This window comes from Pantoea sp. RIT-PI-b (assembly GCF_001187905.1).
In the GTDB taxonomy this organism is placed as follows: domain Bacteria; phylum Pseudomonadota; class Gammaproteobacteria; order Enterobacterales; family Enterobacteriaceae; genus Pantoea; species Pantoea nemavictus.
The window spans coordinates 43,200-62,307 of sequence record NZ_LGIS01000022.1 but is presented as its reverse complement, the minus strand read 5'-3'; the positions used below and the strand labels follow the sequence as shown (position 1 = coordinate 62,307).

16 protein-coding genes are annotated in these 19,108 nt (G+C 55.6%); 6 read left to right on the top strand and 10 right to left on the bottom strand.

The genetic code is table 11. The features are described from left to right. Positions 1-16 precede the first annotated feature (16 nt). The gene (metE, locus tag AC790_RS15225) at positions 17-2,287 is read right to left on the bottom strand and encodes a 5-methyltetrahydropteroyltriglutamate--homocysteine S-methyltransferase (RefSeq protein ID WP_049852320.1); all 2,271 of its coding nucleotides are present in this window, start codon (positions 2,285-2,287) and stop codon (positions 17-19) included. A 214-nt stretch (positions 2,288-2,501) separates the two neighbouring features. Between metE and metR the strand changes: the two genes are divergently transcribed. Both metR and AC790_RS15215 read left to right on the top strand, forming a co-directional pair. Continuing rightward, on the top strand, positions 2,502-3,434 hold the full coding sequence (metR, locus tag AC790_RS15220) for an HTH-type transcriptional regulator MetR (RefSeq protein ID WP_009127874.1): 933 nt from the start codon (positions 2,502-2,504) through the stop codon (positions 3,432-3,434). A gap of 93 nt (positions 3,435-3,527) precedes the next feature. Then, a complete protein-coding gene (locus AC790_RS15215; protein ID WP_009127872.1) occupies positions 3,528-4,007 on the top strand; it encodes a DUF1456 family protein in 480 nt (159 codons plus the stop codon). Between the two features lie 209 nt (positions 4,008-4,216). On the opposite strand, the gene AC790_RS15210 is transcribed toward AC790_RS15215, so the two are convergent. Beyond that, positions 4,217-5,080, bottom strand: coding sequence for a carboxylate/amino acid/amine transporter (locus AC790_RS15210; RefSeq protein WP_009127869.1), 864 nt, complete (start codon positions 5,078-5,080; stop codon positions 4,217-4,219). Positions 5,081-5,418: 338 nt separating this feature from the next. Here AC790_RS15210 and glpT point away from each other — a divergent pair, with 338 nt between their 5' ends. Beyond that, positions 5,419-6,759, top strand: coding sequence for a glycerol-3-phosphate transporter (gene glpT / locus AC790_RS15205; RefSeq protein WP_049852319.1), 1,341 nt, complete (start codon positions 5,419-5,421; stop codon positions 6,757-6,759). Between the two features lie 33 nt (positions 6,760-6,792). Here the strand turns inward: glpT and yigL are convergent, their stop codons facing one another. Together yigL and pldB are read right to left on the bottom strand one after the other, a co-directional pair. After that, entirely contained in the window at positions 6,793-7,593 is an 801-nt protein-coding gene (gene yigL, locus AC790_RS15200; protein WP_009127864.1) for a sugar/pyridoxal phosphate phosphatase YigL, read from the bottom strand. Positions 7,594-7,630: 37 nt separating this feature from the next. Next, positions 7,631-8,623 (bottom strand): lysophospholipase L2, encoded by a 993-nt coding sequence (gene pldB / locus AC790_RS15195; protein WP_009127862.1) that lies wholly within the window; start codon positions 8,621-8,623, stop codon positions 7,631-7,633. Between the two features lie 104 nt (positions 8,624-8,727). Between pldB and rhtB the strand changes: the two genes are divergently transcribed. Then, the gene (rhtB, locus tag AC790_RS15190; protein ID WP_049852318.1) at positions 8,728-9,351 is read left to right on the top strand and encodes a homoserine/homoserine lactone efflux protein; all 624 of its coding nucleotides are present in this window, start codon (positions 8,728-8,730) and stop codon (positions 9,349-9,351) included. 138 nt (positions 9,352-9,489) lie between these two features. Here the strand turns inward: rhtB and rhtC are convergent, their stop codons facing one another. From rhtC to pldA, 3 genes are read right to left on the bottom strand one after another with little or no spacing between them, the layout of a single operon-like run. Further along, a complete protein-coding gene (gene rhtC, locus AC790_RS15185) occupies positions 9,490-10,113 on the bottom strand; it encodes a threonine export protein RhtC (protein WP_049852317.1) in 624 nt (207 codons plus the stop codon). A gap of 12 nt (positions 10,114-10,125) precedes the next feature. After that, positions 10,126-11,952: an ATP-dependent DNA helicase RecQ gene (recQ, locus tag AC790_RS15180; protein WP_049852316.1), complete on the bottom strand. Its 1,827-nt coding sequence runs from the start codon at positions 11,950-11,952 to the stop codon at positions 10,126-10,128. 23 nt (positions 11,953-11,975) lie between these two features. Next, a complete protein-coding gene (pldA, locus tag AC790_RS15175; protein ID WP_009127855.1) occupies positions 11,976-12,854 on the bottom strand; it encodes a phospholipase A in 879 nt (292 codons plus the stop codon). 165 nt (positions 12,855-13,019) lie between these two features. Between pldA and AC790_RS15170 the strand changes: the two genes are divergently transcribed. Together AC790_RS15170 and rarD are read left to right on the top strand one after the other, a co-directional pair. Next, the gene (locus AC790_RS15170) at positions 13,020-13,490 is read left to right on the top strand and encodes a thioesterase family protein (RefSeq protein WP_008105780.1); all 471 of its coding nucleotides are present in this window, start codon (positions 13,020-13,022) and stop codon (positions 13,488-13,490) included. Between the two features lie 22 nt (positions 13,491-13,512). Next, positions 13,513-14,412 carry an EamA family transporter RarD gene (gene rarD, locus AC790_RS15165; RefSeq protein ID WP_049852315.1) on the top strand — a complete coding sequence of 300 codons (900 nt, stop codon included), beginning with the start codon at positions 13,513-13,515 and terminating at the stop codon, positions 14,410-14,412. Here rarD and AC790_RS15160 read toward each other — a convergent pair. The 3 genes from AC790_RS15160 to uvrD form a co-directional block, all read right to left on the bottom strand. Further along, positions 14,383-15,435, bottom strand: coding sequence for an AbrB family transcriptional regulator (locus AC790_RS15160; protein ID WP_009127851.1), 1,053 nt, complete (start codon positions 15,433-15,435; stop codon positions 14,383-14,385). The two genes, rarD and AC790_RS15160, sit on opposite strands and share 30 nt — an antisense overlap. Before the next feature lie 169 nt (positions 15,436-15,604). After that, the gene (corA, locus tag AC790_RS15155) at positions 15,605-16,558 is read right to left on the bottom strand and encodes a magnesium/cobalt transporter CorA (RefSeq protein ID WP_009127850.1); all 954 of its coding nucleotides are present in this window, start codon (positions 16,556-16,558) and stop codon (positions 15,605-15,607) included. Between the two features lie 311 nt (positions 16,559-16,869). Next, positions 16,870-19,032 carry a DNA helicase II gene (gene uvrD / locus AC790_RS15150; RefSeq protein ID WP_049852314.1) on the bottom strand — a complete coding sequence of 721 codons (2,163 nt, stop codon included), beginning with the start codon at positions 19,030-19,032 and terminating at the stop codon, positions 16,870-16,872. Positions 19,033-19,108 lie beyond the last annotated feature (76 nt).

Sequence of the window (19,108 nt, the reverse complement as noted above, 5' to 3'; positions counted from 1 at the left end):
ATCACATTTGCGGCTACTAAGCCGTTTCACCCCGCAGGTTCTGCGCCGCTTTGACCATGTTTGCCAGTGCCTGACGGGTTTCCATCCAGCCACGCGTTTTCAGGCCACAATCCGGGTTAACCCACAGACGTTCTTCCGGGATGCTTTGCGCCGCTTTGCGCAGTAACTCTTCCATCCACTCCACGCTCGGTACGTTCGGTGAGTGAATATCGTAAACGCCCGGACCAATCTCATTGGGATAGTCGAACTCTTTAAACGTATCCAGCAGATCCATATCGGAACGTGAGGTTTCGATGGTGATGACGTCGGCATCCAGTGCGGCGATGGAGTCCATGATGTCATTGAACTCGCAGTAACACATATGAGTGTGAATTTGCGTGTCGTCTTGCGCCACCGCGGCATTCAGACGGAACGCATCAACGGCCCATGTCAAATACGCCGCCCAATCGGACTTATGCAGCGGCAGACCTTCGCGCAGCGCGGGTTCATCAATCTGAATGATACCAATGCCGGCTTTTTCCAGATCTGCCACTTCGTCACGCAGCGCCAGCGCAATCTGTTTCGCAATGGTTTCACGGCTCACATCTTCACGTGGGAATGACCAGCAGAGAATGGTTACCGGACCGGTCAACATGCCTTTAACCGGTTTGTCGGTCAGTGATTGCGCGTATTTGGCCCACTCAACGGTGATCGCGGCAGGACGGCTGACGTCGCCGATGATAACTGGCGGTTTTACGCAGCGAGAACCGTAGCTCTGCACCCAGCCATTCTGGGTGAATACGAAGCCGGCGAGATTTTCGCCAAAGTATTCCACCATGTCGTTACGTTCAGCTTCACCGTGCACCAGCACGTCCAGCCCCAACCGTTCCTGCTCAACGATCGCCTGTTTAATGTGTTCTGCAATGCCGGTGCGGTAGTTGCCGCCATCAATGTTGCCTTTTTTGAACTCGAGGCGCAGGCCGCGAATTTCCGTCGTCTGAGGGAATGAACCAATCGTAGTGGTTGGCCACGCCGGCAGATTAAAGCGGTTACGCTGCGCTTTCGCACGCTCGGTATAGTTGCTGGCGCGCTCGATGTCTTTGGCCTGGATTCTCGCCAGACGCTCGCCGACCACGGGATTGTGAACGCGTGTTGAGTTGGCACGCGCACGAATCGGCGCGCTCCACTCCACCAGTGAAGCAGCATCATGGTTATTTAGCGCCTTGCTCAACAGCGACAGCTCAGTGCATTTCTGCAGGGCAAAAGCGAACCAGCTTTTCACCTCTTCATCCAGCCGTGTTTCCACGCTCAGATCGATTGGGCTATGCAGCAGTGAGCAGGACGAACCGATCCACAGCTGTTTACGCTGGCCAACCAACGGCTGCAGCCGTTCAAACCAGCTGCTGAGATCCGCACGCCAGACGTTGCGACCGTTGATAACACCCACCGAAAGCAGCCAATCTGCCGGGATCTGCTGGTTCAGCTGCTGGATATCATCTTTACCGTGAACCAGGTCGACGTGCAGACCTTGCACCGGCAGCGCTTTAATCACGTCAAGGTTCTGGCTAATGCTGTCGAAGTAGGTCGTCAGCAGCAGTTTGCTTTCACCTTGCAGCGCCTCGTAAGCCGGTTTGAAGGCATCGCGCCACGTTGCTGGCAGCTCCAGCGCCAGTGCTGGCTCATCTATCTGTACCCATGCGATATCGCGTTTATTCAGTTCAGCCAATACCTGTTGGTAAACGGGCAGAATATCTTTCAGCAGTGACAGACGATCAAACTGCTCGCCTTTCACTTTACCTAGCCACAGATAGGTTACCGGGCCGAGCAGCACCGGTTTAACCTTGTGGCCGAGCGCCAACGCTTCATCAACCTCATCCAGCAGCTGGGTCCAGGTCAGTTTGAACCGCTGGCCGAGGGTGAATTCCGGCACCATGTAGTGATAATTGGTGTTAAACCATTTGGTCATTTCCGCCGCCGCAGCGGGTTCACCGCTAGGTGCACGGCCACGGCCAAGGCGGAAGAGCGTATCGAGATCGACGGATCCATCATGGTTTTGATGGCGTGCTGGCACGTTACCCAGCATCAGGCTGGTGGTCAGAACATGATCGTACCAGGCGAAATCGCCAACCGGCAGCAGATCCACTCCCGCGTCTTGCTGCTGTTGCCAGTGACGAGCACGCAGTTCGCGACCCACGGCCAGCAGCTCTTCCTGTGAGCTTTTACCTGCCCAATAGCTTTCCTGTGCTTTTTTCAGTTCACGACGCAGACCGACGCGCGGGAAACCGAGTGTATGGTTGAGAATGGTCATTTGCTGTTCTCCAGATATTCTTTTAGGTACAACCGATTTACGTTCATCCAGCGAAAGAAGAGGTCATTCGCTGAGCTGTATGGCTGGACAAAGGTAAAGTGGCCGCGACGCTTGCTTGAGATGTTTAGCCGTCCAGATGTTTACACCGCCATAATCTGCGGGTACTGTATGTTCCTCAAGCGCAATTTGTTCAATCTCGATGTGAAGGATTCTCATGATCGAACTCAAACACCTGCGGACGCTGCAGGCGTTACGGAATACCGGCTCGTTAGCCGCCGCCGCCTCACAGCTTCATCAGACGCAATCGGCGTTGTCCCACCAGTTCAGCGATCTGGAGCAGCGGCTGGGATTCCGTCTGTTTGTGCGTAAAAGCCAGCCGCTGCGTTTTACGCCGCAGGGAGAGATTTTGTTGCAGCTGGCCGAGCAGGTTTTGCCGCAGATTCAGCAAGCCTTGCAGGCGTGCCATGAGCCGCATCAGACCACATTGCGTATCGCCATCGAGTGTCACAGCTGCATTCAGTGGCTGACACCTGCGCTGAATAATTTTCGTCAGAGCTGGCCGCAGGTGGTGATGGATTTCAAATCTGGCGTGACTTTTGACCCCCAACCGGCGTTGCAGCAGGGCGAGCTGGATGTGGTGTTGACCTCCGACATTTTGCCGCGCAGCGGGTTGTTCTACTCACCGATGTTCGATTTTGAAGTGCGTTTAGTGATGGCGCCGGATCATCCTTTGGCGCAGCTTGATCATATTTCCCCGGAAGATATGGCTGAAGAGGTGCTGATGATTTATCCGGTGCAGCGCCAGCGTTTGGATGTGTGGCGACATTTCCTGCAGCCGGCGGGCGTGAGTCCAGCCTTGAAGAGCGTAGATAATACGCTGTTGCTGATACAGATGGTGTCGGCAGGCATGGGCATCGCCGCGCTACCGCATTGGGTGGTAGAGAATTTTGAGCAGCAGGGTTTGGTGGTCACCAAGACGCTGGGCGATGGGTTGTGGAGCCGCCTGTATGCCGCGGTCCGCGAAGGTGAGCAGCGTCAGCCGGTGTTGGAAGCTTTCGTACGCTTTGCCCGCCAACACGCCTGTGAACATCTGCCGTTCGTGCGCGATGCCGCACGTCCTGGCGCATTGCAGATCACCTCATCCTGATGCTACTGGGCGGCGAAAGTCGCCCGCGCTGTTATCCCTGCCCCGCCTGCTCTATAATGCGCCGCCTCAACCCGCGACCAAGAGAGTTTCACCATGATGAGTAACGATGTTCTGCGCAGCGTGCGCTATATGCTTGATTTGAGCGATAGCAAAGTGGTGGAGATTTTTGCCTTAGCGGGAAGTGAAGTGCCGCTGGAAGATGTGCAGGCGTGGATGAAGAAGGATGACGATGCCGCGTTTCGCAAGCTGCCGGATGTGTTGATGGGGTACTTCCTCAACGGTCTGATTTTTTATCGTCGCGGTAAGAGTGAAGATGCACCCGCACCGTCGATTGAGCGCCGCATGAATAATAATATTTTCATGAAGAAGCTGCGTATCGCCTTTGCGTTGAAGACCACCGATATTCCGGATGTGTTGCTGAAAGCGAACTTTAAGATTTCGCAGGCTGAGGTGGGCGCAATTTTCCGTAACCCGGAACACAAGAACTTCCGCGAATGCGGCGACCAGATTCTGCGTAATTTCCTGAAAGGGCTGACGATGATCCATCGTCCGGGGCCGGTTAAGAAGGCTTAATCGCTTCATGGTTTAGCCGGGTCAGGGATAGCGCGGCAGATCGCAAAGGGAAACCACTTCCCTGTGGATCAGCCTCGCGAGTACTCACCCCATCCATGGGGTTCGGCCGCAAGCGGCCAACGCTTCGCATTGTGCAAAAACGCTCCCGGCGTTTTTGTCCATGGCTCGGATGCTTTGCTCCTCTGCCGCGCTATCCCTTCCCTTTTAACTTAGGCGCCGCTTTTCTTGCCCAACACCCAGCGTTTATGCACATAAAGCGAGGCGAAGATTACGGCAGCACCGGCGATAAAACTCGGCCAATGCGGTGTTTCCTGCCAAATCGCCAGGTTCACCAGTAAACCCGCCGGCACATGCATATTGTTCATAATGCCCAAGGTGCCCGCATCCACCTGCGTTGCGCCGTAGTTCCACATGAAGTAGCCCAAACCTGAAGCCGCAACCCCCAACCACACCAGAATGCCCCACTGCAGCGACGTAGTAGGCAGTTTGTTGGGATTGCCCCACAGGCTCCAGGCAATGACCGCAATGATCACCGCACCGAGATAGAACCATGAAAACGCGGTGTGCTGCGGCATTGGGCGGGTTTCCTGTAGACGTTTGTAGCCCACCATACCAATGGCAAAACAGATATTCGCCGCCTGTACCAACAGTAAGCCAAACCAGAAATGATCGCTGACTTTGTCGTAACGAATAATCGCCGCGCCAATCACTGCCAACATAGCGCTGAAGGCATAGCCGATACGCAGCGGACGTCGGCTGAGCAAATCGTAAATCAGCGTGACATACAGCGGCGTCATGACGGTGAACAGCAGAAACTCCGTGACGCTCAGATACAGGTAAGCCTCAAAGCTCAGCAGATACATGATGCCGAGTTGCAGCATGCCCACCAGCATATACAGCAGGATGGTCGAGGCACGATAGCCACGCCAGCGCAGGAATGGCAGGAAGACGATAGCGGCGAGCGCTAAGCGCATCAGCACGGAGAACCAGGAGTCCACCTGCCCAGCCAAATATTCCCCGATTAAACTGAATGAAAAAGCCCACAGAATGGTGGTAACGATCAGTAACAGCACGGTAACGATCCCAAAATGAACAGTGGCGCTAGTGTAAACAAACTGTCGCTATTGAGCTGAACTATCTGGTTTACAACAGCGCAAAATAGCGTCAATTAATGCTCATCGCTTCGCTTTTTAACCACACTAAAATGCGCGAAATACAACATTTCCTGGTTTTTATCGCTCTTTACCGTCATCAAACTGTAACAAATGTGTCACATATCACAGTAACCGTGCGTGACCATCACTATTCTTTGCGCGAAATGGAAATATCACCTTTCCGTTTATAACGTTGCCGTAATTGCCCCAACCTGCTGGGAACTCATAACTATATCGCGCCCTGGAGGGCCACACTCATGTTGAGTATCTTCAAACCTGCACCGCATCGGCCCCAGGTGGCAGATGATCGTGTCGATCCGCTCTATCGTCGTCTGCGCTGGCAAATTTTCCTGGGAATTTTCTTCGGCTATGCGGCTTACTATTTAGTGCGCAAGAACTTTGCGTTAGCCATGCCTTATCTGGTTGAGCAGGGTTTTTCACGCGGCGATCTCGGTTTTGCGTTGTCGGGTATTTCCATCGCGTATGGCTTTTCGAAATTCATTATGGGTTCAGTGTCGGACCGCTCGAATCCACGCGTATTTTTGCCCGCCGGATTGATCCTCGCTGCGGCGGTGATGTTGTTTATGGGCTTCGTGCCGTGGGCGACATCGAGCATCATGGTGATGTTCGTGCTGCTGTTCCTGTGCGGCTGGTTCCAGGGCATGGGTTGGCCGCCCTGCGGACGCACCATGGTGCACTGGTGGTCGCAGAAGGAGCGCGGCGGCATTGTCTCGGTGTGGAACTGCGCGCATAACGTCGGCGGCGGCATTCCACCGTTGCTGTTCCTGCTCGGTATGGCGTGGTTCAACGACTGGAAAGCAGCGCTGTATATGCCGGCGTTTGGCGCCATCATCATCGCGATCTTTGCTTTCGCCCTGATGCGTGATACGCCGCAATCCTGCGGATTACCGCCGATTGAAGCCTGGAAGAACGATTATCCGCCGGATTACAACGAGAACCACGAGCAGGAGCTGACGGCGAAGCAGATTTTCATGCAGTACATTTTGCCTAATAAGCTGCTGTGGTACATCGCGCTGGCTAACGTGTTTGTTTACCTGCTGCGCTACGGCATTCTCGACTGGTCGCCCACCTACCTGAAAGAGGTGAAGCACTTCACGCTGGATAAGTCCTCGTGGGCCTACTTCTTCTACGAATATGCCGGCATCCCCGGCACGCTGCTGTGCGGCTGGATGTCCGACAAAGTGTTCCGAGGCAACCGTGGCGCCACCGGCGTGTTCTTTATGACGCTGGTGACCATCGCCACCGTGGTCTATTGGCTCAACCCGCCGGGCAATCCCGGCATCGATATGCTGTGCATGATTGTGATCGGCTTCCTGATTTACGGGCCGGTGATGTTGATTGGCTTGCACGCGCTGGAGCTGGCGCCGAAAAAAGCGGCGGGAACCGCGGCGGGCTTTACCGGGCTGTTTGGCTATCTTGGCGGATCGGTGGCGGCGAGTGCGATTGTCGGCTACACCGTCGATTACTTCGGCTGGGATGGCGGCTTCATCGTGATGATTGGCGGATCGGTGCTGGCGGTGATTCTGCTGCTGCTCACCATGGTGAGCGAGCATAAGCACAAAAAACAGATGGCATAACGAGTATGGGCCGGTGATCGCCGGCCCATTTTTTTACGCGAGGAACAGCTTGCGCAGCGTATGCGGCACCGCATCTTCCGCATTGCTACCAATCACTTCCAGCGTTGGCAAGGTGTCTTTCAGACGCTGCTGGCCATTACGCATGATGCAGCCTTTGCCTGACATGCTCAGCATCTCCACATCATTCATGCCGTCGCCGAAGGCGATGCACTCTTTCAGCGAGTGACCCAGCTGCTTAGACACAGCTTCCAGCGCATGACCTTTCGAAACGCCGCCCGCCATCACTTCCAGACAGGTCGGCAGTGAGAAGCTGACATTCACACGATCGCCCCAGCGCGCTTCAATCGCCTGTTCCAGCGGAATCAAACGCTGCGGATCTTCACAGGTGAAGAACACTTTACTGATGCCATCGGTCGGCAGCATCCCTGGCTGGTAAACCTGATAGTTGAAGTCAGATTCGCGGAAATAGTCCTGTTCATCCGGACGATGACGGCTCATGAACCATTCGTCGTCGCGATAGACGTGCGTCAGGATGTGTTCATCATGATATTGCAGGCCATACAGATCGCTGGCGATATCGGCATCAAGGTTGTGGCTGAACACCAGTTCGCCAGCAGCGTTGTGTACGCGCGCGCCGTTAGACGTGATCATGTAAGCCGGAATGGCGAGCTTATCGCGCATCTGCCCGACGTCGATATAGTGACGGCCGGTGGCAAAAACAAAGTGAATGTCACGCGCCACCAGCTCCTGCAGCGTAGTACGCGCGAACGGGGTTAAACGGTGTTCCGGAGAGAGCAGCGTGCCATCCAGGTCGGATGCGACGATGTGATACATGTAAACCTCGGGTGTTGATATCGGAAAATAAAATTGATTAAGCGTGATGCTCGAAGAAATCCACCACTGCGTTCAGCGCTTCGGCGCGCATCGCGTCTTTTTCGAACAAGATCTCATGACGCGCTCCTGTTATCACATACGGCGCGTTGCCCGCGCAGGGATGCCCCGCTTCGGCCATCGCCGTACAAAAGAGATCCTGTGAGCGGTTATCTACCACATCATCTTCGCTGGCCTGCAGCAGCAAGGTTGGTGTGGTGATGTTCGCTATCTGACTAAAAATGTTGCGCCCGGCCTGTACGCCTTCACGCACCCAGTGATAGGTCGGTCCACCCACGCGAATGGCCGGGTCATCGGCGTAGAAACGCAGGTTGCGGCGATAGCGTTCGCGACTATGCGTCAGGCGGTTAATGCCAAAAGGATTAGCGCGCCAGCGGCCGGTGCCCAGCGCGTAACCTTCACGCAGCGCAGGCAGTTTTTCTGTCCAGTCGAGAATGCGGTGCGCCATCCAGTCTGGCAGCGGCAGCACAATACCAAACATCGGTGCGGAAAATACCGCGGCGTGAAACGCCTGCGGCTGACGCGCCAGAAACAGTGCCAAAATCGCCCCGCCCATCGAGTGGGCCAACACGTAGCGCTGCTGATAATGTGAGCTGATGATCTCTTTCAGATACAGTGTTTCCAGATCGTCAACATAGTCGCTAAATTCCACCACATGACCGCGATGCGAATCTTCGAGCAGACGTTCGGATCGTCCCTGACCACGATGATCGAGAATCACCACATCGTAGCCACAATGGAAAAGGTCATAAGCCAGTTCGGGATACTTGATATAGCTTTCAATGCGGCCAGGCACGACCAGAATGACACGGCGATGTTGCGGTGAGGTGAAACGGACGTAGCGGATCTTCAGGTTGCCGACGCCGGTGAATTCACACTCTTCACGGCGACGCCAGAAGTCGAGCAGCGGACCGGTGGCAAAGGCCGAAAAGCCTCGCTCACGCCCGAGCCAACTCTGTTTATGATGCTGCATCCGTCCCCCTGAAAAAAACGTGATTGGCGCGCAAGTGCTGCGTAGCGTGCCGCGATTTTCTGTCGTATTGTGTCACACTTCGCTAACTTCAGGGAATGTCACACATGACCATTGAATGGTGGTTAACCTACTTGCTGACCACAACCATCCTTAGCCTTTCGCCCGGTTCCGGCGCGATTAACACCATGAGCACCGGCATTAGTCACGGCTATCGCGGCGCAGTGGCATCGATTACCGGTTTGCAGCTGGGCCTGGCCATTCATATCGTGCTGGTCGGCGCCGGTTTGGGGGCGCTGTTTTCCCAATCGCTGCTGGCCTTTGAAGTGCTGAAGTGGGCCGGTGCAGCCTATCTGGTGTGGCTGGGGATTCAGCAATGGCGTTCCACGGGCGGTATCGATCTTGATGCCGTAGCCAAAGCGATGCCGCGTCGTCGCCTGTTTAAGCGTGCGGTGCTGGTGAATCTCACCAACCCGAAAAGCATCGTGTTTCTCGCCGCGCTGTTCCCGCAGTTTATTCAGCCGCACCAGCCGCAGCTCATGCAGTATTTGGTACTTGGCGTCACCACCATCGTGGTCGATATCATCGTGATGATTGGTTACGCCACGCTGGCTACACGCATCGCCGGTTGGATTAAGGGACCGAAGCAGATGAAACTGCTGAACCGTACCTTTGGTGGATTATTTATGGCGGTAGGCGCGCTGTTAGCCAGCGCCCGCAAAATGGCTTAGAGGAAATCGCCACCGATCTCAAAGCCGTCGGTGGCGCAGCCAGTTCGGTGCCGGCCAGCGCGCAGACCCCGGAGCGTACACGTAGTACGTGAGGAGGGCGAGCACTGCCCGGTGCCGAAATGGCAAGTAAACCAGGCTTTATCGCGAAATAATCAGATGAATACCAAACCCGGCAAACAACACGCCCGCCATGCCATCCACCCACTTCGCCATCCGCTGATACTTATCGCGCATCCACGGCATGGCGAAAATCGCCGCCACCAGCGTAAACCACGCGAACGTCTCACCAATAATCAGCAGGAATAAGCCCCAGCGCTCCATCGCGCCCACGTCGTTGCCGACGAACAGCGAGAACACGCTACCGAAGTAGATGATCGCTTTAGGGTTAGACAAGTTCGTCAGAAAACCTTTCAGGAAGCTCATGCCGCGTTTCGGCAGCTCAACCACTGGCGCTTCCGTTTGCGGCTGCTTATGACGCTGACGCGCCGAGCGCATCAGCTGCCAGCCCATCCACAGCAGATATAATCCGCCACCAACCATAATAATCTCGTGCAGCCAGGCCATTTTTTCGAGGATCAGATGCAGGCCCATCAGCGCGACGCCAGCCCAAATCACAATGCCTAACGTAATGCCCAGTACACCCATCATCGCCTCTTTACGCGATCGGCTCGCGGCCGTTTGCGACACAAAGAAGAAGTCCGGGCCAGGACTCATCAGCGCAACCAGATGCACCAGCGCGACGGTAGCGAATAACATCAGCATGAATTTTTTCCTTTAACCTTCATCAACATGTTCTTTGATCATCACCATGAACGGCTTACCAAAACGTTCCAGTTTGCGATGACCGACGCCGTTCACGCTGAGCATTTCTGACGCGCTAATCGGCATTTGTTCTGCCATTTCAATCAGCGTGGCATCGTTAAATACCACGTAAGGCGGAATGTTCTCTTCGTCGGCAATGGCTTTGCGCAGCTTACGCAGCTTGGCAAACAGTTGACGATCGTAATTGCCGCTGTGCACTTTCGGCGAGCTGCTGCCACGTGTTTTCACCGTAACGATGCGCGGCACTGCCAGCATCAGCGGTACCTCTGCACGCAGTATCGGACGCGCCGCTTCGGTCAACTGCAATGCCGAGTGCATGGCGATGTTTTGCGTGACCATGCCGAGATGGATTAACTGACGCAGCACGCTGATCCAGTGTTCATGGCTATGTTCGCGGCCTAAACCGTACACGGGCAATTTATCGTGGCCGTTGTCGCGGATACGCTGATTACTGGCACCGCGCAAAACTTCAACAATATAGCCCATCCCAAAGCGCTGACCGGTACGATAGATGCTCGACAGCGCCTTTTGCGCTTCCAGCAAGCCGTCGTAGCGACGTGGCGGATCGAGGCAGATATCGCAGTTGTCGCACTGCTGCTGGCGACCTTCGCCGAAATAGTTCAGCAGCACCAGACGACGGCAGGTTTGCGCTTCCGCAAATGCACCCATCGCGTTGAGCTTGTGGCGTTCAATATCCTGCAGCGGGCCGGGCACTTTCTCTTCCAGACATTTACGCAGCCACGCCATATCCGCCGGATCGTAGAGCATCATCGCTTCGGCAGGCAGGCCATCTCGTCCGGCGCGGCCGGTTTCCTGATAATAGGATTCGATGTTGCGCGGGATATCGAAGTGCACCACAAAACGCACGTTGGGTTTGTTGATGCCCATACCGAACGCCACGGTGGCGACCACAATTTGCAAGTCATCACGCTGAAACGCTTCCTGCACGCTGGCGCGCTGCGCGCTATCGATGCCGGCGTGATAGGCGCCAACACTCAAGCCGCGACTTTGCAGCCGCGCGGCAGTGTCTTCCACTTTGGCACGGCTGTTACAGTAAATAATGCCGCTTTTGCCGCGCTGATCCTGCACATAACGCAGTAACTGTTCGGTGGGTTTGAATTTCTCCACCAGCGTGTAGCGAATATTCGGGCGGTCAAAGCTGCTGATTTGAATCAGCGGATCGTCCATCTGCAGCAGATGGGCGATATCGTTACGCGTGGTTTCATCGGCGGTGGCGGTTAACGCCATTACCGGCAGATGCGGGAAGTGCTGACGCAGCTGGCCGATCGAGCCATATTCCGGACGGAAATCGTGGCCCCATTGCGAAATACAGTGCGCTTCATCCACCGCCAGCATCACCGGATTCCACTGGCGCAGGCTGTCGAGGAAGTTGTCCATCATCAGGCGTTCAGGCGCGATATACAGCAACTTCAACTTGCCGCTGCGGCAATCCGCAAACACCTGCTGTTGCTGCTCACGCGTCTGCGTCGAGTTAAGGCACGCCGCAGCGACGCCGTTGGCCAGCAGCTGATCAACCTGATCTTTCATCAGTGAAATCAGCGGTGAAACCACCAGCGTCAGCCCTTCACGCACCAGCGCCGGGATTTGATAGCACAGCGATTTGCCGCCGCCGGTTGGCATCACTACCAGACAATCACGCCCTGCAAGCGCAGTTTCAATGATGTTTTGCTGACCGGGACGGAACTGCTGATAGCCGAAGGTATCTTGTAATACCTGCTGCGCCAGCATTTCCTGATTGAGCACTGCCGATGTTGCCACGGTAATCCTGTATTTTTTGCGGGTTAGAACAGATCGTTGAGCGTTACGCCCACGCCGAAACGCGTCTGGCGATGGTTATAGTCGATCAAAGATTCACCATAACCGCTGAAGACCTGCGTGTAAAAGCGCACGTGTTCAGAGATTGGGTAGCTCCAGGCGAAGGTTGCACCGCCGAAGCCGCTGTTCCAGTTGTAGTTACCTTCCACGCTGAAAATGCTGTCGCCCATCATGTAGCCAAGCTTAGCGCGGTAGTAACCCATGTATTTGGTGATGTCCGGGTTATCGTCATTGCTTTCACTTTCTGGCAGACGATACCAGGGTTTGATCTCCGCGAGAAGGTTGCCGTTTTCTGCCATTAAGCGGGCATAAACACGGTTCCAGCTGCGTGAGGTCGGTTCGCTGCGACCGTTCGACTGATGGACAAGGCCGGTTTCCACATCGCGCAACGTCCAGCCGGCGAAGGTGTAATCGGTCGCCCAGCCGAGGAAAATCTGCGGCTCATAATCGGTTTCACGGAACGGCGATGAAGCGCCACGGTTTGAGAGCTGCCACCACGACCGCTGAGTATAGGATGCGGCCAGTACTGAGTTATCGCCTAAAATGCCGCGCCACAGCGGAAATGCCAGGCTGAGCTGGAATTTTACTTCATCATTTTTCGCTTTGTCTGCCCAGTTGTACGAAGAGATCGCCTCTTTGTTCATATCTGTGGTGTAGGTATAAAGCAGGTAGTTATTTTCGTAAGGATAAAGCACGAACGGGTTATCGTGTTTCTCCAGCAGGTTAGCGATAATGCTGCCCCTCACTGCCGGTGCATCATGAACCTCTTTTATCGTGGCTTCGTCGGCCTGCGCCAGGGCAGGAAGGATCAGTGCCGCTGCCAGCAAGGCGTAATGCTTACGCATAGAATTCTCCAGAGAACTGCGTGTCGTAATCGTCAAAGGACGGTTCAAAAAGCAGGCCATTCTACACGCAAATTCAGCGGTTGATCAGCGCCGATTTCCGAAACTGGAAAGCGGCTCGAACGCGGCATAATATACACAACTCGTTAACATTTTAAGGCAGGAATTATGTCATCCCCGTTGCTGACACAGCAGGAAGCGCGCCGTCTGATTGGCGAAATTTTTGTTTATCACATGCCCTTCAATCAGGCGCTCGGATTAGAGCTGGATCGACTGGAAGCGGATTATGCCGAACTGGGCTTTGCCAATAAAACCATGCTGGTGGGCAATGCGGCGCAGCAAATTTTGCACGGCGGCGTGATTGCCTCGGTGCTGGATGTAGCCGCCGGGCTGGTGTGCGTCAGCTATGCGCTGACGCGCCAGGAAAGTATTACCGAAGAAGAGCTGCGCCAGCGCCTTTCACGCATGGGCACCATTGATATGCGAGTGGATTATCTGCGTCCCGGCCGCGGTGAGCGCTTTATCGCCACCAGCAGCCTGCTGCGCGGCGGCAATAAAGTCGCCGTAGCGCGCGTGGAGTTACATAACCAGCAAGGCGATTACATCGCTACCGCTACCGCGACTTATATGATTGGCTGATTGCCACCTTTTGGATGTGATGATGGATACGCAACAAACTCGCCAGGGTATTGGCTATGCGCTTGGCGCTTACTTCATTTGGGGCATCGCGCCGGCTTACTTCAAGCTGGTTAAAGAAGTTCCTGCCACCGAAATCATGACGCATCGCGTGATTTGGTCAGCGCTGTTTATGCTGCTGCTGATCACCCTAAGCCGCAGCTGGACGCAGGTGCGCAGCGTGCTGGCTCAGCCGAAAAAAGTGCTGCTACTGGCGCTGACCGCTGTAACCATTGGCGGCAACTGGCTGCTGTTTATCTGGGCGGTAAACAATCAGCATATGCTGGAGGCGAGTCTTGGATACTTTATCAACCCGCTGATTAACGTGGTGTTTGGCATGCTGTTTCTGCGCGAGCGCTTCCGTCGCTTGCAGTGGCTGGCGGTGTTGCTGGCGACAACCGGCGTGTTGGTGCAGCTGTGGCAATTCGGTTCGCTGCCGATTATCGGTCTTGGCCTGGCATTCAGCTTTGCCTTGTACGGCTTGGTACGCAAAAAGATTCAGGTGGATGCGCAGAGCGGCATGCTGATCGAGACGCTGTGGCTGTTTCCGCTGGCGGCAATTTATCTGTTTGGCTTCGCCGACAGCGCCACCAGCCATCTCAGTGCTAACGCCATGAGCCTCAATCTCAAGCTGATCGCAGCGGGAATCATTACCACCATTCCGCTGATGCTGTTTGCGGCAGCCTGCGCGCGTCTGCGCTTATCGACCGTGGGTTTCTTCCAGTATCTTGGCCCGACGCTGATGTTCCTGCTGGCGGTGATCTTCTACGGCGAGAGCCTGACACCCGACAAGATGGTGACCTTCGGCTTCATCTGGCTGGCACTCGCCGTGTTTATTATTGATGCGGTGGCGTTTTCAGCTCGCTCGCGGGTGCGCATAGCGTGAAATAAAACGCGCCAGCGCCGGGCCGGTTAGCAAGATGGTGAACAGACGCAGTGTCTGTAGCGCCATGACAAAAGCGATATCGACCCGGCTGCCGGCAGCGATTATCGCGACGGTATCCAGCCCACCCGGGCTGGTTGCCAGATATGCGGTCATCAGATCAACATGCAGCACGCGCGTCAGCATCCAGGCTAATCCCCCGCACAACAGCATCAAGCCAAATATCGACACCAGCATTTGTGGCAAGGTACGCAGCGCCAGCAGGAAAATCGGGCGGGTAAAACGCAATCCTACGCTCCAGCCAATCAGCGCATAGGCCAGCGCCAGCAGCCATTCCGGCACCTGCAAGGTCGCCACATCGGTGCCGTGCAGCACCGCGCCAATCAGCGCCGGTAGCAGCAATGCACCCGAAGGAATGCGTAACCGTTGCCCGAGCCAGGCACCGGCAAACATCACCATCAGCGTTAACAGGAAGCTGCTTTGCAGTGTGGGAAACCACACCAGATCCGCCGCGCCACCGCTGGAGTCGAGGCCAATGCGCGCCACCACCGCCGCAGCCGTCGCGACAAACAGCACGCGCAAATACTGCATAAACGCGACCAGCCGCACATCCGCACCGAAATCACCGGCCATCGCCACCATCGCTGAGGCGCCGCCGGGCGACGATCCCCACGCGCCGGTGGGTCCCGGCAAATTACTGAAGCGCACCAGCAGAAAACCCGACAGGCCGCTGGCCGCTAACGTCAACACCAGCACCGCCAGCACCACCGGCCAATCCTGGATTAGCGGCGTGAGAATCCCTGGCGATAAGCTTTGGCCGATCATGCAGCCAAGCACTGCCTGTGCCAGCACAAAGAAACGTTTATCGATGCGAACGGTAGCGCCGCACAAGCCCATAACGGTACCGACGATCATCGGACCAAGCAGCAAGGCCGCAGGAAGGTGGAACAGCTGGAGAATGATCCCCAGTACTAACGATGCAATCAGCAGAATGGTCCACTGAAGTCGCAGGGAGAAGCGCGCCATAAGGTGGAATCAGAAAGAAAACAGAACCAACAGGTTACGCAGAAATGGGGAACAGCGCTAGTTTATGGGCTACTGCTAAGCGCTTTCCTGTCGCCATAAATGGCGACCCTACGTTTTCAGGAGCGGTTTTGTAGGGTCGTCATTCATGACGACCAAGGCGTGCAGCAAGTTACAACCAGTTTTTGCGCTTGAAATAGAGGTACGGCGCCAGTCCGGCGAGGATCATCAGGCTGATCGCGCCCGGATAACCAAAGCTCCATTTCAGTTCAGGCATAAACTCGAAGTTCATACCGTAGCTTGATGCCACCAGCGTTGGCGGCAGGAACACCACCGAAACCACCGAGAAGATCTTGATGATGCGGTTCTGCTCGATGTTGATGAAGCCCATCGCCGCCTGCATCAGGAAGTTAACCTTCTGGAACAGCGATTCGTTATGCGGTAGCAGTGATTCGATATCGCGCAGGATTTCACGCGCCTGCTCCAGCTGATTGCTCGGCAGACGTGCCTTGCGCACCAGGAAGTTGAGCGCACGTTGCGTATCCATCAGACACAAACGCACCTTCCAGCCGATATCTTCCAGCTCCGCCAAACGCGACAGCGCCTGGTCGTACTCTTCGCCCTGCTGGCCTTCCATGATCACGCGGCTGAGTTTCTCCAGCGCGCTATAGATGTTCTCGATCTCATCCGCCAGCTGTTCGATTTTGGTTTCGAACAGATCGAGCAGCAGTTCATAGGCGTTACCATCGGTCAGCGTCTGGTTGCGCGCACGCATGCGATAGAGGCGGAACGCCGGCAGTTCACGTTCACGCAGCGTGTACAGGCGATCTTCGCGAATGGTAAATGCCACGGTGGAGTTGCCGGCATGATCTTCGGCATCTTCAAAGAAGAAGAAGGAGTGAATGTGCAGGCCGTCTTCGTCTTCGAAGAAGCGCGCCGAGGCTTCGATGTCTTCCAGTTCCGGACGCGTCGCCAGGCTCTGGCCGAGTTCACACTGCACGCGATCGCGTTCGCTGTCGTCGGGTTCGATCAGATCGACCCACACCGAGGTGTTGAGTTTGTCGTTATCTTCTTCCAGCTCGATGCGCGTCAGACGATTACGATCGAGTTTAAATGCGCTCAGCATAGCAATAACTCCCCATTTTTTTGGAATGGGACAAGGCGGTGAACCACTTTTTTATAGCGGGCACGGCGAAGCCTGAACACGGAAACTTTCGCTTCAAGGGTAAATCAGTGCTAACTCATGCGACGAGAGTAAAAAGGGAGGTCGCTGATAACCGCTATGGCTACCAGCTAAAAGAGGTAACCTTAGGAGTTCCTGTTAAACAGGTGATTGAGCCAGCATCGACTGGGCGCGTCCAAGGCATTGTCCTCTCATGATAATAGTGCGCGCATGTTACGCTGAGACGAAAAAGTCGTCAAGGTAGCGCAACCGCGCTACACCGTTTCCAGACGGGCGTAAGCCGCCACCAGCCACTTGATTCCCTGCCCCTGAAACGCTACCTGCAGACGGCTGTGTTCACCGCTGCCTTCCAGGTTGATAATGGTGCCTTCGCCGAACTTGGCATGTCGCACACGCTGACCGAGCGTGAAGCCACTGTCATTTTGCGCGATCGGCGTGCCCATGCGCTGATGACTCACCGGACGACTGACGCTGGCGCGCAAACGGACCTCTTCCACACACTCTTCCGGCAGCTCGCCGATGAAGCGTGAGGGGCGGTGATACACTTCCTTACCATAAAGGCGGCGAGTTTCGGCGTAGGTCAGCGTCAGTTTGACCATCGCGCGCGTCACGCCAACGTAGGCCAGACGGCGCTCCTCTTCCAGACGCCCGCCTTCATCCAGCGACATCTGGCTTGGGAACATGCCCTCTTCCATGCCAACGATAAATACCTGACTAAACTCCAACCCTTTTGCCGAGTGCATGGTCATCAATTGCACCGCATCCTGCCACTTGTCGGCCTGGCCTTCGCCCGCTTCCAACGCCGCATGTGACAGGAAGGCCTGCAGCGGCATGAGATCTTCGTCTTCATCCTGATAGCTGAACTGGCGCGTTGCCGTTACCAGTTCCTCAAGGTTTTCGATACGCGCCTGGCCTTTCTCGCCCTTCTCCTGCTCATACATGATCCATAAACCGGAGTCTTTAATCACGCGATCGGTTTGCACATGCAGCGGCATTTCGGCGGTTTCTGTGGCCAGTGAATCCACCAGTTCGCAGAAGCGTTGCAGTGCCGATGCGGCGCGTCCGGCCAAGGCTTTATTCTGTAATAGCTCGCGCGTTGCCTGCCACATTGTCAGTTGCTGTTCGCGCGCGGTCTGACGTACCACGTCTAGCGTGCGATCGCCCACGCCGCGCACCGGCGTATTCACGACTCGCTCGAACGCCGCATCATCATTGCGATTGGCCATCAAACGCAGATAGGCCAGCGCATCTTTGATCTCCTGACGCTCGAAGAAGCGCATGCCGCCATAAATACGATACGGCATGCTGCCTTGCAGCAGCGCCTCTTCCAGCACGCGTGATTGGGCGTTGCTGCGGTAGAGAATGGCGCAATCCTGCAGCGCGTTGCCGTTCTCATGCCAGCTTTTGATGCGATTCACCACAAAGCGCGCTTCGTCCAGCTCATTGAACGCGCAGTAGAGCGAAATCTTTTCGCCGTCGCTACCGTCGGTCCACAGCTCTTTGCCGAGGCGGCCATTGTTGTTGGCGATCAGCGTGTTAGCGGCTTTCAGAATGTTGTTGGTCGAGCGATAGTTCTGCTCCAGACGAATGGTTTCTGCGCCTGGGAAGTCCTGCAGGAAGCGCTGGATGTTCTCCACCTGCGCACCGCGCCAGCCGTAAATCGACTGATCGTCATCGCCGACAATGATCACGCGGCCCGTATCGCCTGCCAGCATACGAATCCACGCGTACTGAATGTTGTTGGTATCCTGGAATTCATCCACCAGCACGTTGCTGAAACGCTCGCGGTAATGGTTCAGGATATGCGGCTTATTGAGCCATAGTTCATGGGCGCGCAGCAGCAGCTCGGCGAAATCGACTAATCCGGCACGATCGCAGGCTTCCTGATACGCCTGATAGATGCGCAGCCAGGTTTGCTCCACCGGATTGCCGTAGCTTTCGATATGTTTGGGACGCAGGCCTTCATCTTTTTTGCCGTTGATGTACCACATGCCCTGACGCGCAGGCCACTGTTTCTCATCAAGGTTCATCGCTTTGATCAGGCGTTTGAGCAGACGTAGCTGATCGTCGCTATCGAGAATCTGGAAATCCTGCGGCAGACCGGCATCAAGGTGATGCGCGCGCAGTAAACGGTGCGCCAGGCCGTGGAAGGTACCAATCCACATGCCGCCCTGGCTGGTGCCGATCAGCTGATCGATACGGTGGCGCATCTCCGCCGCTGCTTTGTTGGTAAAGGTCACCGCCATAATCGAATAGGGCGAGCAGTTCTCTACCGACAATAGCCAGGCGATACGATGCACCAGCACGCGGGTTTTGCCACTGCCTGCTCCGGCCAGCACCAGCAGATTGCTACGCGGTGCGGCGACCGCCTCGCGCTGTTTGTCATTCAAGCCGTCAAGCAGTTCAGAAACGTCCATAAGCACCGTTTTAAGAATTGAGATACATATCCATCATCATTCGGCTTGCCGCAAGGCGGCAAGTGTCTGAATCCCC

Bases quoted from the DNA above. Each gene is read 5' to 3' on its own strand.
- AC790_RS15170 (WP_008105780.1), top strand. From the start codon at position 13,020: ATGTCATCCCCGTTGCTGACACAGCAGGAAGCGCGCCGTCTGATTGGC.
- AC790_RS15160 (WP_009127851.1), bottom strand. From the start codon at position 15,435: ATGGCGCGCTTCTCCCTGCGACTTCAGTGGACCATTCTGCTGATTGCA.
- AC790_RS15215 (WP_009127872.1), top strand. From the start codon at position 3,528: ATGATGAGTAACGATGTTCTGCGCAGCGTGCGCTATATGCTTGATTTG.
- pldA (WP_009127855.1), bottom strand. From the start codon at position 12,854: ATGCGTAAGCATTACGCCTTGCTGGCAGCGGCACTGATCCTTCCTGCC.
- corA (WP_009127850.1), bottom strand. From the start codon at position 16,558: ATGCTGAGCGCATTTAAACTCGATCGTAATCGTCTGACGCGCATCGAG.
- rarD (WP_049852315.1), top strand. From the start codon at position 13,513: ATGGATACGCAACAAACTCGCCAGGGTATTGGCTATGCGCTTGGCGCT.
- glpT (WP_049852319.1), top strand. From the start codon at position 5,419: ATGTTGAGTATCTTCAAACCTGCACCGCATCGGCCCCAGGTGGCAGAT.
- pldB (WP_009127862.1), bottom strand. From the start codon at position 8,623: ATGCAGCATCATAAACAGAGTTGGCTCGGGCGTGAGCGAGGCTTTTCG.
- yigL (WP_009127864.1), bottom strand. From the start codon at position 7,593: ATGTATCACATCGTCGCATCCGACCTGGATGGCACGCTGCTCTCTCCG.
- metE (WP_049852320.1), bottom strand. From the start codon at position 2,287: ATGACCATTCTCAACCATACACTCGGTTTCCCGCGCGTCGGTCTGCGT.
- rhtC (WP_049852317.1), bottom strand. From the start codon at position 10,113: ATGCTGATGTTATTCGCTACCGTCGCGCTGGTGCATCTGGTTGCGCTG.
- rhtB (WP_049852318.1), top strand. From the start codon at position 8,728: ATGACCATTGAATGGTGGTTAACCTACTTGCTGACCACAACCATCCTT.
- metR (WP_009127874.1), top strand. From the start codon at position 2,502: ATGATCGAACTCAAACACCTGCGGACGCTGCAGGCGTTACGGAATACC.
- uvrD (WP_049852314.1), bottom strand. From the start codon at position 19,032: ATGGACGTTTCTGAACTGCTTGACGGCTTGAATGACAAACAGCGCGAG.